The organism is Methanolinea sp. (assembly GCA_030055515.1).
Classification (GTDB): Archaea; Halobacteriota; Methanomicrobia; order Methanomicrobiales; family Methanospirillaceae; genus Methanolinea_A.
In genome coordinates this window covers 21,713-36,352 of record JASFYI010000002.1, presented here as the reverse complement: position 1 = coordinate 36,352, position 14,640 = coordinate 21,713, and the positions used below count along the sequence as shown (strand labels likewise).

Sequence of the window (14,640 nt, the reverse complement as noted above, 5' to 3'; positions counted from 1 at the left end):
CCCACCATCTCTCCTTCGCGCCGATGGTGCTGCCTTGAAGGGGGCCGGGGTTTTCCCACGGTGATCTGCTCCCCCTTCCCCGTTCGCGGGCGAAGGATCCCGAAGAATCCGCGCGTGGTTTTTCCACACGGCCCACACGGCGCGCTCCTCGCGCCCATGCGTCCGGTGATCGATGCAGGCAGGAGGAGAACGATCGCGAAAGACCGGGCGGGCGTTCGGAGGCTGGGGACGAGGAGAAAGTGCTCCCTATGGCCGTCCACGGTGTTCCGCGGCACCGGTGGACACGCCCGCCTTCACGCATACTATTTTGCGAGCCGGATATTCTCCTGCGACCCGGCGAGGTACCCGAGCTTGCGCAATTCGGCGACGAGAGTGGAGAGAAAGTCCGGCTCGAGCGTGACCACCACCCTCCTTAGGACATCTCCTGTCTCGATCTCGTACCGCTTGAGAATTTCCTCCAGCTTCCCGAGCGGGATCCTCCCCGCACCGTGCACGGCATCGATGACCGCCATGACCGCGAGCCGCTTCATCTCGAAGCGCGAGAGGAACTCCTCGAGGCTCTCGACGTCGACCTCGAGTCCCTCCAGCCCGTCCTCGATGTCTTCGGCCGAGAACTCCACGATGACAGATCCTTCCATCACCGCCGCATGCTGGGCTCCGGCCGTGACCCGGATAATGGACGAGACCCCCGCGGAGGAGAGGTCCCCGTCGTCAAACTCGAGGAGATCGTCCGCACTTATCCTCACCCGGCACTCCCCGGCGGGGACTTTCCGCGTGAGCCTGAAGGTCCCGTCGGAATCCTTCTCCACGAGCCCGTTCTCCTGCAGGATATCGTGCACGAAGAGGAATGTTTTGGCCTCTATCACCCTCTCCGGCGGGATATCTTCGTCCTCCTCCCGGGATGGGAGCTGGATCCCCCTCTCCGAGAGGGCTTTCTCGAGGACGGGGAATCCCGCGCGGAAAAGGTTCTGGACATGGACTTCCTGCTGGGCCCGGAGGTACTCTTCCGAAAAGAGGATATCTCCCTCGTCGCGGGAATCGATGAGATCCCCAAGTTTCTCCCTCGCCCACTTCAGCCTCTGGAGGGTGTGGACAGTCCCCGAGAACCTGCCGGCCCTGTCAGCCGTCCAGATCTCCCCTCCACACTCGTCCTCGCTCTCCTGCCCGCGGTCTTCCCCGCCCTCTCCTTGCGCTCCCGCACCTTCCTCCCCTGCATGCATCGTCCCGGATCCTGCGTTCCGCTCTCCCCCCAGGCAGGACATCCTCTCCTTTTCGAGCAGGCCATCGAGGAATGCGATCACGTTGTCAATGGTCCCCTCGAGGTCCTCGTCCTCGAAAAAAATTGTCACCGTCTTCCTGTGCGCCTTGCACCCCCTCTTCCGGAGGTACTTTATGAACGCGTCGGCACCCCCCGCCGTGTCAAAGAGCAGGGTCTCTTCGAGTACCATGGGAGAATTTAGGCGGGAAGGGTGATGGAGGTTGTGGTTTTGGGGGGGGTGAATGAAATATTAAATGTCCAAAATTTTGACTTTCCAGGCCTTGACGACGAGCCTCTTCACATTGTCCTTTTTCCAATCAGATACGGTTTTCTCCATTTTCATGGAGTTTTGGAAGTAGTTTTCCCATGCATTTTTATAATCAGATTGGACATCCCTATAATTTATGTAAACTTCCTTGGGACTCGCGCTATAGTCATTATTGATGATATTTGAGCCGGCAGTGATATCAAAAGGATATATTTCCATCATTATCGTGCTAATGCCACTTTTTGCCAGAGGTTTATCCGAATCTATTTGAATTAAAGTAATTACAAGAGTCGCGGTGGCTTCATCAAAAAACCAGCGCGGTTCCGAGAGCATCACCGAGCCACTGATATCTCTTTTTACGACAGCCCCATTCTGAAGGGTGACAAGCGGCAGCCCGGAATCCGATGCGAAGACCAGGCCTCCGAACAGGAATCGATTCGCTGAAGATGACAACTCGAGGACATCAGCACCATCGACCCTTATCGATAGCGATTTTTCATCCGAAGGCTTCTCCACGGACAGCACCCCGCCGCTCACCTGCATCGTCGTCTCCCTGTAGGGAACGCTCTTGTAGACGAGCGCGTTGACGTCGCTCTGGAGCACGATCATGTTCCGCTCCATGTTCCGGATGTTTGCCTCCTGCTGCTGGGAGAGGAGGGCGGGGTAACCGAAGAGGGTGACGAGGGCGATGCCACTCATCATGATGCCGAAGATGATGACGTAGCCGACGGTCTCGGAGACGGCGGAATTTTTTTTTGGATTGTTCTTGTTTAAAGTCATTTGATCCCATCACGGATATTGATATTCAATATAATTCAAACCACTCGCAGTTGTTTTTCCTTCGGCCGTTCCAAATACTGTTTTTCCGATCCCTGAAAGGGAAATAATAGATTTAATAGACCCACTGCCATAGATTGCAATTTGTCGGTCATCGGGACTTCCTGGTGGACCTTGCACTATTTCTACGATATAATCCTTTCCTGCCACATCATCAGGGATATCAAATTTTGATACGATATGAGCATTTGAATTATAGGGTATAATCGCGAATAAATCAACGATACGTGTACTGACGCCATTACCTATATCAGTATACGCATGATAAGTCAGGTAATCGGCGGGGTCCTGAATAAAAGTATTTGTAACCGTGAGGATGGTTATAGTGAAAAAAATGATTAGAATACTGGTTATCAAAATATATTCTAGCATTTGTGAAACGCCAGATTCATTATCATTTATTTTAATAATAAAAGTTGCAGGAACCTTGTGCGTCACAAATCTCCTCCGTATAAGTCGTGATGCCATTATTAAAATGAATTTTCCATGTGGTGGGATCGATGTCTACAACAGAGTTTTTCTTCAATAGGGAAATGGTTTTGATATCTTTAATAATGGAATCCCGTTCCTGTTGATTGAAGTTTCGTATATATATCAGCCAAATTTCGCTCCTTAAATCCTGGATATCGGCTTTGGGGAATTCGAGGACAGCTTCTGCAGTAGTTTGGCCGACGAGAATAGACTGGTTTATCAGGAGGGCGAGGAAAAAAATCCCTATACTAATTACAAAACCCATAAGTACAATCCACTGACCTTCCTCGTTCAACCCCGCCATAAGAGAACCTCCAGCAGGACAGTCTGTCTCTCTGCCCTGATACCTGGGTAATTCGAATTCATTTGACCATTTCTATTATCGACATTTACCCATCGGGTGACTTTCACTGCATGTTCACGGGTGAATTGCCAATATTCAAAAAATGGTTCAGTTTTAATGCCTTCATTTGTCCGATATGTTAAATATGCGGCAAAATAAATTTCACGCTCATTTACACCATCTATAGCCATTCTTGCAAGATTATTAAAATGATTTTTAAAACCTTCGTCGTCATTATTCTGAATGTATTGTTGGAGTGGGCTTTCCGGGAAACCATCCCCACTATCTGTCCATTCCGGGTTTACGTCCATTACCGCGAGAATATCATTCCCGAGCTGTTCAAGCTGCATGTCTGAAATGTGGGTCTCTCCCGGGGTGAGAATAGTCGTCGTATTGAGAACCATATACAATGTTGTCAAAACTAACACGGATGCAGCAATCCCCTCAATCGTATAAAGCTGACCGGATTCATTTACCATATGCGGACCTCAAGTACTCCGTATTGAAGAGAAGGTTGGGAAAAACCCGGACTGTTGGGCTCAAATGAATAAATATTGTTGAGGGAATCTATATTGACACTATCTGGTGTGAATGTAAAAATGACATTCATTTGAATGAGGGTTAGATCTGCGAATGCAGAAGGGGGAATGAAATATCCAGCGGGAAATGTTATCTTTATGCTATCCATCACATTCAAAGGACCATCGGGTACTCCATGAGAATAATTAAATTTCACAGGAGTATTTCCGTCAATCGATGCATAAAAATCTCGATAGGGTAATGGATAATTTGATAATCGTGTCCCATTAATATAAATTCCTTCAAAAGTCATATAGATATTTTCAATTCTGATGTTCTCATCGGGTGGAAGGTCGGGATTTCGGATAAATTCACACTTAACCAAATTTATTGTGATATCTTCTTTTGTTGGTTCAATCCAATATTGCGGACTCCTGCGCATATCATATAACCTGTTGTAAGGGAGGGATACTATGAACTGATACGTTGTGGCAGGAGGGGAGCCAACAAAATTTTGCATATCAACAGTAGCCCCGACAACACTCTGTTTCTTGACGAGGAATATTCTCTTTATATACCCATATTTACTATTTTGCCAGAATGGTTCTCCACAATAGAGGGGATTATTATTTTCAATTTTCAAAGAAATATTAAAATGGTAGGGATAATTCCCCCCAATTAAACGATCGCGATACTCGGAGAGATCTTGAAAATTTGCCCTCGGATATGGTGCCTTGTTAAAAAAACTTAATATTTTCTGTTCAGAGAGAATCCGTGGGGTACTTTTATAATTCGAGAGACCAAACCGTTTGACCTTATCTCGTTGGTCATGCCCGATAAATTCCCATTGGTTTTCTTCCTGAATCCTTAAACTAGAAGCAAATGTACTAGGTTCCCCCGGATCTTCAACGAGGATGACGGACGTCCGATACGCGACAGCGTCTAAATCAATCTGCTTTGCTTGCAATCCAATGAGAAGACCAGATATTAGTGTCGATGCGAGAATGAGTGCGATAGCAAAAATCGAAATACCAACTAAAAAATCAAGCGACAATTGTCCAGAATCACCGAGTGTCATATCCGGTTAGTCCTATATTTATTACTAATTTTAGATTACTGACGAACATTTTAACAAAATACCTGTTTTCCCAATAGAAAAATTTATTGTTGAATGAAATGTGTCAATTGGTTTCCAGAGAATGAGGGACTCATAATTACGGTGGGGTTCCATTGGCATACATATATATTCTTGTATCATATATGAGCAGATACTACACGAATAAATACGGGTGTGTGCCATCATGGTAAATAATCGTAATTGGCTTTCGATTATCCTGATTGGTTTGATATTCTGCGTCCCTGTAATTGGTGACACCCCCCGACCGGACCATATCCAATGTATTATAGGTCACCAGGGGCTTATCGCGAACGGAATGGACACGACCATTGTGATAGTAACTGTCTATGATTCCGGAAACAATAGAATCGGTGACATTCCTGTTGAGTTTATCCTTGATAATCCTGATATGGGCCAATTTATCCCGCCAATAACAAATACCAATATTTCTGGAACTGCCGAAACAACATTCAGGTCAGGCAAAAAGGATGGACACGTGCAATTTTCAGTGAGAGTCCAATATATAGAAAATAATACTGTGAAATACCAAGACTTCACTTGCGAGGAAAAAATCTGGATTCAGAATCCTATTCCGGATAATATTACTTTTACTACCATGAACGATTGGCTTGTCGCAAATGGGACTGATTTTACATATGCTCGTGTATTCACATTTAACCAAACATATCCTATTCCACATATTGGGGTTAGCTTCCAGATTTTAGAGAATGAAATGGGGGCTTTCCAACCTACAATTGCTACGACAAACGACGAAGGTATGGCAGAATCTAAATTCACTGTGAAATACAAGAGTGGAAATGCAACTTTGAAGGCATTCATCAGGTATGAATATGAAGGTATCGAGACAATTCTCGAAAAACAGTTCATTCAGAAGATTGACCACGATATTCCGTATGCATTGGCGAAATATGACGTTCCCAGTGAAGCACCAGTAGGATCGATAGTTAATATCACAATGGCATATAGTGACCGGTGGGGAAATCCGATTGATAATCGGAGAATTGCAGAAAAAGTCATTTTTATGGTGTCCTCTGCCCTAGGTGATGCGATATTTCTGAATTCAAATTCGACTGTCGCGAATGTTCCGGTCAATGAAAAGGGTGATGCAATAGCAATATTAAGGGCGAGTTTTTCTCCCAGTATCAATGTAATCAGGGTGGATCCGGAGATGGGAACAATCCCTGATAATTATTATTTCATCAATATAATTGCCAACAGGTCACCAGTAGCCATTTCCCAGACAATTGAACCTGAAGGTGTTCAGGGAAAACCGCCCAAGGTATACGCCGATGGAAAAAGTTCTTTTGCAATCACTTATTTGGTGGTCGATGAATTTGGCAATGGTGTGATGAATTCTCCCGTCCAGGTAATAGTAACTGACGTTGCAACGAACGAAGAAATTGAAAATAGGATACTTTATTCTAATTCTATCGGACAGGTCATGCTCACATACGGACCAAAAACATCCATTGGAAAATTCAACATCACTGCAAAGGCAATCGCAAGCGACCCACCTCCAACGGTTTCTAAAGAGATCTGGTTTGTGAGTCAAGAGGCCGAGGACTTACAATTCACTGCCGTTCCAGATACCATGGCTAGCCGGGATGTCGAGGGATGGGAGCCGGCAATGCTGATGGCAAAGGTTATTGATGAAAATGGGAATCCTGTCGAGGGAGAGACGGTTACATTCAGTCTCGGCACAATACAATATGAAGCGACACCGTTCTACCCTGTTGTCACGAGAGACCCGGAATTAGTCTCCACGTCAGCTCAGACAAATAGTGATGGGTTTGCCATTGTATATTTCAATCCAGGTGAATTTACCCGAAATTGGACAGACCCCTTCTACGATGATACGGCTTCGGGCAGTTGTATTGTCACTGCACATTGGGAAAATGTCTCGAGGGGAAAATATTCTAATAAAACGGTGCTCCTCACATGGAAGAACTATCCCTATTTATCGATTAGCACTGATGTGTTTCCCCAGACAGTGAATGTGAGTGGTACCATTACTGTCAAGTTGAATTTAAAGGGTGATGGGTGGGCTTTACGTCCCAAACCGATTGACGTTGTTCTCTGCACTGATCGTTCCGGTAGCATGCTAAAGGATGAACCCGACAGAATGATTCCCGTAATGTCTGCCTCGCGGGAATTCGTGAATGTGATGCACGTGGGGCCGACACGGGATCATATCGGCTTGGTTTCATTCGGGACAAACGGATGGGCAAAGTTGGCTCCTGTCTACCGATACCTTGACGGGACATATTATTGTTATAAGAATGGATCTGGATTTGCCAACAGGAATCTGAAAGGCTGGTTCTATGATTGGACAAATGTATACGGTGTCTCATCCACCTCAACGTCGATAAGCAGTTCCAGTTTCAGGTGGGTATACCGGGATGGTTATTGGGATACCCCTACACAATATAATACTCAGAATTACTGGCCTTATACTGAAAATTATGATATGAATTCAAACCACCAAATTTATATAAACACATATTATCCTGCAGATAACCGAAATTACGGCGATTATGCAGTTATTGAAAGCAGTTTGACAGATAGCCCCTCGTTAATTATCACTGCAATCAATAATATGGTTCCGACGGGGGGAACTCCGATGAGGTACGGTCTTTACAAGGCAATCAACGAGCTGATAACAAACGGGCGAACCAATGCAATCAAGGCAATAATCCTCCTGAGCGATGGGGATTACAATTATTATGGAGATCCCTTGGCTCGGGGGACTGGTTCTGATAGTTGCAACCCTACAAGTTACGGTGACTTATCGACGGGGTATTGTAAATTTTCAGGGCTTGGCAGTGGGATTAACAGTAATCAGAACATGTCGAATTACGCAAAGAGTAATAATATAAAGATATATTCAATTGGGTATGCAAATGAATTGACATCGGGAGGGAATAATACTCTTCGGGTCTTGGCTGAAAGTACTGGGGGACAATATTTTGAGGGAACCTCTGCGAATATAGAAGAAATTTATAAAACAATTGCAGGACAGCTCCAGGAAGAAGCAGGTGTTGACACATTCATTAATATGGGATATGACCAGATTGAGGTAAATTACGATATCGTCACAGTCAATGAAAGCTACAAGGTTTTCCAGTATATTCCCACCACAACAATTGATTTCTACGATCAAAATAGGACTCGACCATTCCACGAACCGCCCTATCCCTATGAAATCGATCAATCTGAAGAATTTAACCAAAGCCACAGGTTAACCTTCAATGTAGGAACTGTGAAACTTGGTCAGACATGGGAGGCAACATACAAATTAAAGGTTCTCAGCGATGGAACAATCAACATTTTTGGAAACAATTCATACGTGTATTTCAACGGTACTTTTGGGCCTTCGCAGTTGAGACTTCCCAAAACATACATAACTGGGGTTCCAAATATGACCTCTGAAGGAGTCAATTCCAGTACACTTGAATTTTCAAATCCAGAGGTATCAGAAACACCATCGAATATCGTCATGTGGAAATGGGATAGAAAATACACTGGGGTTAAAAAAGTGAGGGAAGACTGCTATCTCTCAATCGATGATGGGAAAACATGGATACTTGTAAAATCCAGTGAATACGATAGTGAATTCCTCAAGAATCCTTTAAATAAAAAAGGATCATATTCAGTGAATAGGAATCAATTTCCGCCGGATGCGAAATTAAAATTCAGGGTTGTTGGAAATGCAATTGATGCCCCCGGACCCGTGATTAATATTTTACCTACACCCACTCAAACAATGCCTCCACCTGGGAAAGTGTATATAAAATTAAAATAAAAAATTTTCAAATAACATCTCCTGTATACGCATTAAAATAAAATATGTAATTTTGATCTTTTATCGAAGATGGCATTATGCAATAAGTATCATCAATTAATTCAATTGTAATAGGGAAATATTTTCTATCTTTTCCAAGTTTGTTTTGTATAATATGAATATTTTTTTGTATTAAAGAATCAGGGGAAATAATTTTATCAATGGTTATAGGCCTTTCAGGGAATTTTCCTTGATATGGGATTAATATTTGTCTATTCGATTCAATAAGAACAAAATAATTTTCATTTTTAATTTTCGTCCCAATAATCCATTGTGCTGCTTTTCCATCGCTGAAATCTCTTCCCCGTATATAGTAAATCGGCAGTGAAATATTATTCTCACTAAAATTTTCAAAAATTAGACCATTCATGAGATAAATTGCATTATTCAAATCAATGGGATAAAAAGTATCTAATGTCTCAGGAATATATTGTGGTTTCAAACCTTCCTCTGATGGTCTTCTTTCAAGACACCCTGACATAAAAATCATCGATAAAATAAGTCCCATCAATATTAGTATACAATACCTTGACAGAGTCATATGAAATGGATGTTTGAATTACTTGTTTTTTTAAATATGTTTTCCTCGATATATTCTAATCCAAAACTATCCTAATTTGAATATGATTCTCCTCTCCCTTTAATATATGTTATATTCAAATTATTTTCCGAGATAGGGAAATATAGCGCATGCGCAAAGAATAAGTCCGGAAACGAGTAAACGGTCAAGACTGAATATCCTCCATTGCCCCCCCCGCATTAAAAAAAAGGTCGCTTATTGATGAATCCCAGGTTTCACAGGGGGCCTCTCTGGTATACAGCATCCCGCAAAAATTACATAATACCATGGATTGGCATCTTAAAAGCCGTGATGTTTTTCAGCATACTATTGAATGAGCCATAAGACCTTACCGTAAAAATGAACCGATGAGGCCTCTCCGGGTCCCCGTTCCGCCCGCAGATCGCGCCTCCAATCCCGGAATGATAGTCCCCGCCCGCACCCGGCACTCACAGCATCTCCCTTAGTCTCCTCTCCGCGACCGCGCAGTACCTCTCCGAGATATCGATCCCGAGGTACACGCGGTTCAGCTTCTTCGCGACGACGCAGGTCGTCCCTGTCCCCGCGAAGGGGTCGAGGACGACGTCGCCCTCGTAGCTGAAGAGCTTGAGGGCCCGGACGACGAGTTCCTCCGGGAACATGGCCGGGTGGCCGAACTCCCCCATCCTCCGCTCCGGGGCTATCGACCAGCGGGCAACCACCCACTTCTTGAACTCGTCCGCGGTGATGTCGGCCCTGTCAGGGGATCCCTCCTTTTTGAGGTCGCCCTTGGCAAAGACCTCGAGGAACTCCCACGTGTACTTGAGGTAGGGGTTGCTCGGGCTCTTCCAGCTCCCCCACGCGGTGTACTTGCAGTTGTAGTTGTTCTTCTCCCAGAGTATCTCGCCCTTCCAGATGAGGCGGCGGTCCATGAAGTACCGGGAGATGATGTGGTGGCTCGGGATGTAGTCGGAGAAGAGCGGCTGGACGTTGACGACGATCCTCCCGCCGTACTTGAGGACGCGGATGCACTCGTCGAAGACCGTGAAGAGTTTCGCGAAGTACTTCTCCCAGTCGGTCCCGTCCTCGGTCGTGTCGTACCCGAGGCCGAAGTTGTAGGGCGGCGAGGTGACCACGATGTCGACGCACTGCGGGGGGAGCCTCCTGAGGACTTCCCCGCTGTCGCCGGCCACGATCCTGTTCCGAAACTCCGCCGGCAGCTCGTTGTTCTCCTGGGAGAAACCGTGGTCGAGGGCGTAGAACCACGGGCCCCTCGCCCTCTCCTTCTCCTTCCTCCCCCTCACCTTCCGCTCCCTGTCGTAGCCTGCGAAGATCCGCCGGCCGCCCCTGACACCGTAGCTCCCGATCGCATCGATCTTCCGGGCGATCTCGCCGAGCACCTTCTTCACCCGGTCCGCGCCCTCCGCGGGAATGAGGCGGCGCATCGCCTCGAGGTCGCGGGGACCGAGCGACCGGACGCAGAAGTGGAGGGCAGTGTCCTCGACCTCGAAGGAGAACGCCCCGTTCCTCCCGGCCTCCCCCATCCTCGAGATGACCTCTCTCTCCCGTTCCGTGAGGGGGGCCGCGAGGGGGACTGTGACCCTGAGGAACTCATCTCCCCCCGCCACGGATTCCGCGGGAGAACGGCGCGTGCGCCTCATCCCGTCACCCCCGCGGGTGTCAGGGGGAAGTATCTCCGTGGAGGTGCCCGTCCGCGTCCCGGGATATCCCCGCCTCGCCCTGGACGCGGCGGTCCCCCGCACGCCTGCCTGCGAACCGGCCGGTCCCCCCGTGCAACCATCGCGTGAGAATTAGCACGCGGGGGAAATTATACCCCCACGATCCACAGCGCCGGCAGCGCGTGCGCCCGCGGTCGCTGCGCATTCCTCAACCCGCATCACGGTAGAGTGTGGGAATGCTCATCCACGGGATCCGCCGCGGGCCGCGCCCGCAGCATCTTCATCGCTTTCAGGAGGCGTGCCCGGAGGATCGCGTTCTCCCGCTCGAGCCGCCGGACGCGGTGGTAGAGCGGCTCTGACCCACCCGCCCCGCAGAGGCTCGCGATGTAGTTCCGCAGCAGCCTGTCGGCACGGTTCTCCCTCCGGGGAATCCAGCAGAACTCGACGTCGAGGTCTTTTGAAGCGATTAGGTCCTGAATCCTCTCCTTTTTCCGCGCGTAGGTCGCGGGCCGGCGGGGCACCGCGGCCGAGAGGTGCCAGACGACGACCTGGCTGTCGGTGTGGATCCGGGCGCGGGATCGGTCCGGCATGTTCTCGAGCGCGAGGATGACCGCGTTGAACTCCGCGTCGTTGTTCGAGGCCCCCCTCTCGTAGCTGAGGTAGACCTCGTCGCCGGGGAAGAGCGCGATGCTGTGGCCGTCACCGCTCCCGTCCACCATGACGGGGAGCCTGCAGCCGGGGGCAGGGGAAAGAGGGGCGTCGCACGCGGGTACCCGGGGGATCCTGAGGGGAGGGAAGGAACACGGATCGTGGCTGCGGGCGGTCTCCTCTCCCTCCATCCGTCCTCACCGGGGGTTTGCCCCTTTCCCTACTTAAACTTTGCGCGGCAGGGATGCCCCAAGGCCGATTAAACTTACCCTTTTTCAAATCGGGACTTTCTCGCGGCGAATAGGGATATTCTGCGAAATCCCGCGGAAAGATGCGCATTCAAAAAATGGAGGGATTACCTCACGATCTTCCTGATGGGGATCTCGAGGATGTCCTCCGCGCCGGCTGCCTTCAGGCACGGGATGAGGACGTTGACGTCCCGCTTCTTTGCGACCGTCTGGACACTGTAGTAGTCGATTCCGTGCAAGCGGCTCACCGTGGGGCGTTTCAGGGCGGGGAGGGCGGAGATGACCCTCTCCATCGCCCCGGCCGGCACGTTCATCGAGAGGAGGACGTGCGTGCGGGCCTCGATCACGCCGAGGAGGAGCGTCACGATCTCCTCGATCGCCCGCCGCTTCCCCGTGTCCTCGAAGCTCTCGCGGTTCGCGATCACCACGGTGGAGGACTCCATGATCTGCCCCACGATCTTGAGGCCGTTCCTCCGGAGGGTCGATCCCGTCTCGGTGAGGTCGACGACGACGTCCGCGAGGTCGGGCACCTTCGCCTCGGACGCGCCGTAGCTGGGGAATATCTCGACGGGGATCCCGAGCCTCCCGAAGAATTCCCTCGTGATCTCGGGGTACTCGGTCGTGACCCGGCTCCCGGGCCGGATACCTCTCACGTCCTCTATCGGCTCGTCCCTGTGGACGGCAACGACGATCCTGACCGTCCCCTCGCCCGTCTTGCTGTACGGGAGCCGCGCGACCTCCCGGACGCGGGCGCCGGTCTCCTTCACCCAGTCGAGTCCCGTGATCCCGAGGTCGAATGCCCCCTTCTCCACGAACCTCGGGATCTCCTGCGGCCGGAGGATCTTCACCTTGCTTATCCGGCTGTCCTCGATCACCGGGTTGTAGTCACGCTCCGTCCGCTTCACCTCAAGGTCCGCCTCGCGGAAGAGGAGGAGCGTCTGTTCCTCGAGGCTCCCCTTCGGGAGTGCGAGAGTGATCATGGTACATCATCTCGGCGCGCGGGGAAAAAAAGGCACCCCCGGCGCGATGGCGCGCGCTCCTTTTGGTTTTAGTCGATCGCGTGGACGAGGAGCCCTGAGAGGAGCTTTGGTTCAAACCACGTCGACTTCGGGGGCATAATCCCGCCCGCGTCCGCGATCGCGATGACGGTCTCCACGCGCACGGGCTGCATCGCGATGGCGAGGGCGAACCTGCCGCCCGTCACCATCTCCATGAGGTCACGCAGCGGGCGCGCCCCGCCGAGGTACTGGAGCCGCGGGTCCGTGCGGGGATCCGAGATCCCGAGGATCGGCCCGAGGACCTCCTGCTGGAGGACGGTGACATCGAGCGACCCGATCGCGTCGGTTCCCTGCCCGCGGGGCCGGGAACACTCGTACCACTTCCCGCCGAGGAAGACGTGGAAGACGTGGAACCGCTCCGGGTCCCCGGCTCGTGGCACGACGTGGAATGCCCGGGGATCCACCACCTCGCACGGCCTGACCGCGAACCTCTCCCCGAGCCTCCCGAGGAACTCCTTATCATCCATCCCGCCGAGGTCAGTGACGAGCCTGCTGTACCCGTGGATCTTCACGCCATCGTGGGGGAAGAGGACCCCGAGAAAACGCGTCGCCTCGGGGGTGAGCCTCCCCTCTGCCCTCCTCTTTTCTGCCACGTTAACGGCAGACTTCGCCCTGTGGTGGCCGTCGGCGATGTAGAGCCGCGGGACTGCCCTGAAGGCCTCCTCGAGCGCGGCAAGTTCCCCCCCGTCCGTCACGCGCACGATTCTGTGGACCGTCCCGTCGGGAGCGGGGACCTCAGTGTCCACCCTGCCGGTCCTCTCCCAGAGGTCGCGGAGACGCCGGGATATGCCCGCGCCGTCCACGTAGAGGAGGACGACGGGGCCCGTGTGGGCGTTCACCGTGTCGATGTGCCTCGTCCGGTCCTCCTCCTTCTCCACACGCGTGAGCTCGTGCCGCCGGATGGTATTCTCCTCGTAGTCCCGCGTCGAGACGGTGCAGCAGAGCCCGAGGAAGTCGTTGCCGTTCCCCGTCACCCTGTAGAGGTACATGCCGGGAGTATCGTCGCGGGAGAAGATGCCCTCCGCGATGAGCCTCCGGAAGTTCTCACGGGCACGCTCGTACACCTTCCCGTCGTAGGGGGGAACGTCCGCGAGCTCGGCGTCCGCCCTGCTCACCCGGAGGAAGCTGGAGGGGTTCTCCCTGATGATTTCTGCCGCCTCCTCCCTCGTCACCACGTCGTAGGGGACCGCGGCGACGCGTGGAGCGTGAACCCTCCCGGGGCGCACCGCCGCGAAACGAAAGATCTCGACCATCTCTCCGGCGTCTCCCTCAGAAATTCTCCCTCGCAGTATATTAGAGCGATGACGTCAAAATGGGGAGATCGCATGGACAACGTGCTCCCCGGGGTCACCATCCGCAGGGCAAGACCAGAGGACATCCCGGAGATCGCGAGGATCGAGCAGGTCTCCTTCCCCGATCCCTGGGACGCCGCGGTCTTCGCCGAGTCCCTCTCGTTCTTCCCCGACACATTCTTCGTCGCGACGGTCGGGGAGAGGATCGCGGGGTTCGTGCTCGGGGGCCTTGAGGACACGGGGGAGGAGATCTACGGGCACATCTGCAACCTCGCCGTGGACCCGCCGTTCAGGAGGAGGGGGATTGCCCGCCGGCTGGTCACGCGGGAGGAGCAGCAGTTCGCAGTCGGCCTCGCGACGGGCGTCCAGCTCGAGGTCAGGGCATCGAACAGGAACGCCCAGGCGTTCTACAGGAGCCTCGGGTACAGGCCTGTCCTCCGCATCGCTGGGTACTACGCGAACGGCGAGGACGCGATCGTGATGATGAAGTGGTTCGGGTAGC

Annotated in this window: 12 protein-coding genes; 2 read left to right on the top strand and 10 right to left on the bottom strand. The window is 51.3% G+C overall.

Going from position 1 to position 14,640, the window contains the following annotated elements; genetic code table 11:
* Positions 1-302: 302 nt before the first annotated feature.
* The 5 genes from QFX32_04390 to QFX32_04370 all read right to left on the bottom strand — a co-directional run bounded on the left by QFX32_04390 (position 303) and on the right by QFX32_04370 (position 4,774).
* On the bottom strand, positions 303-1,448 hold the full coding sequence (locus QFX32_04390; protein MDI9633279.1) for a hypothetical protein: 1,146 nt from the start codon (positions 1,446-1,448) through the stop codon (positions 303-305).
* A gap of 60 nt (positions 1,449-1,508) precedes the next feature.
* The gene (locus tag QFX32_04385; protein MDI9633278.1) at positions 1,509-2,306 is read right to left on the bottom strand and encodes a hypothetical protein; all 798 of its coding nucleotides are present in this window, start codon (positions 2,304-2,306) and stop codon (positions 1,509-1,511) included.
* Between the two features lie 9 nt (positions 2,307-2,315).
* Positions 2,316-2,801, bottom strand: coding sequence for a hypothetical protein (locus QFX32_04380; GenBank protein MDI9633277.1), 486 nt, complete (start codon positions 2,799-2,801; stop codon positions 2,316-2,318).
* Positions 2,802-3,125: 324 nt separating this feature from the next.
* Positions 3,126-3,656: a hypothetical protein gene (locus QFX32_04375; GenBank protein ID MDI9633276.1), complete on the bottom strand. Its 531-nt coding sequence runs from the start codon at positions 3,654-3,656 to the stop codon at positions 3,126-3,128.
* On the bottom strand, positions 3,650-4,774 hold the full coding sequence (locus QFX32_04370; GenBank protein ID MDI9633275.1) for a hypothetical protein: 1,125 nt from the start codon (positions 4,772-4,774) through the stop codon (positions 3,650-3,652). The genes QFX32_04375 and QFX32_04370 overlap by 7 nt, the downstream gene beginning before the upstream one ends.
* A 355-nt stretch (positions 4,775-5,129) precedes the next feature.
* On the opposite strand from QFX32_04370, the gene QFX32_04365 reads away from it, so the two are divergent.
* On the top strand, positions 5,130-8,636 hold the full coding sequence (locus QFX32_04365; protein MDI9633274.1) for a VWA domain-containing protein: 3,507 nt from the start codon (positions 5,130-5,132) through the stop codon (positions 8,634-8,636).
* A 7-nt stretch (positions 8,637-8,643) separates the two neighbouring features.
* On the opposite strand, the gene QFX32_04360 is transcribed toward QFX32_04365, so the two are convergent.
* The 5 genes from QFX32_04360 to QFX32_04340 form a co-directional block, all read right to left on the bottom strand.
* Positions 8,644-9,156, bottom strand: a complete 513-nt coding sequence (locus tag QFX32_04360; protein MDI9633273.1) for a hypothetical protein — start codon at positions 9,154-9,156, stop codon at positions 8,644-8,646.
* A gap of 527 nt (positions 9,157-9,683) precedes the next feature.
* Positions 9,684-10,874, bottom strand: coding sequence for a site-specific DNA-methyltransferase (locus QFX32_04355; protein MDI9633272.1), 1,191 nt, complete (start codon positions 10,872-10,874; stop codon positions 9,684-9,686).
* A 236-nt stretch (positions 10,875-11,110) separates the two neighbouring features.
* Positions 11,111-11,731: a hypothetical protein gene (locus QFX32_04350; protein MDI9633271.1), complete on the bottom strand. Its 621-nt coding sequence runs from the start codon at positions 11,729-11,731 to the stop codon at positions 11,111-11,113.
* Between the two features lie 164 nt (positions 11,732-11,895).
* Positions 11,896-12,768 carry an ATP phosphoribosyltransferase gene (gene hisG, locus QFX32_04345; GenBank protein MDI9633270.1) on the bottom strand — a complete coding sequence of 291 codons (873 nt, stop codon included), beginning with the start codon at positions 12,766-12,768 and terminating at the stop codon, positions 11,896-11,898.
* A gap of 68 nt (positions 12,769-12,836) precedes the next feature.
* Positions 12,837-14,099 carry a DUF1015 family protein gene (locus tag QFX32_04340; protein MDI9633269.1) on the bottom strand — a complete coding sequence of 421 codons (1,263 nt, stop codon included), beginning with the start codon at positions 14,097-14,099 and terminating at the stop codon, positions 12,837-12,839.
* Between the two features lie 72 nt (positions 14,100-14,171).
* On the opposite strand from QFX32_04340, the gene rimI reads away from it, so the two are divergent.
* Positions 14,172-14,639 (top strand): ribosomal protein S18-alanine N-acetyltransferase, encoded by a 468-nt coding sequence (rimI, locus tag QFX32_04335; GenBank protein ID MDI9633268.1) that lies wholly within the window; start codon positions 14,172-14,174, stop codon positions 14,637-14,639.
* Position 14,640: the final 1 nt, after the last annotated feature.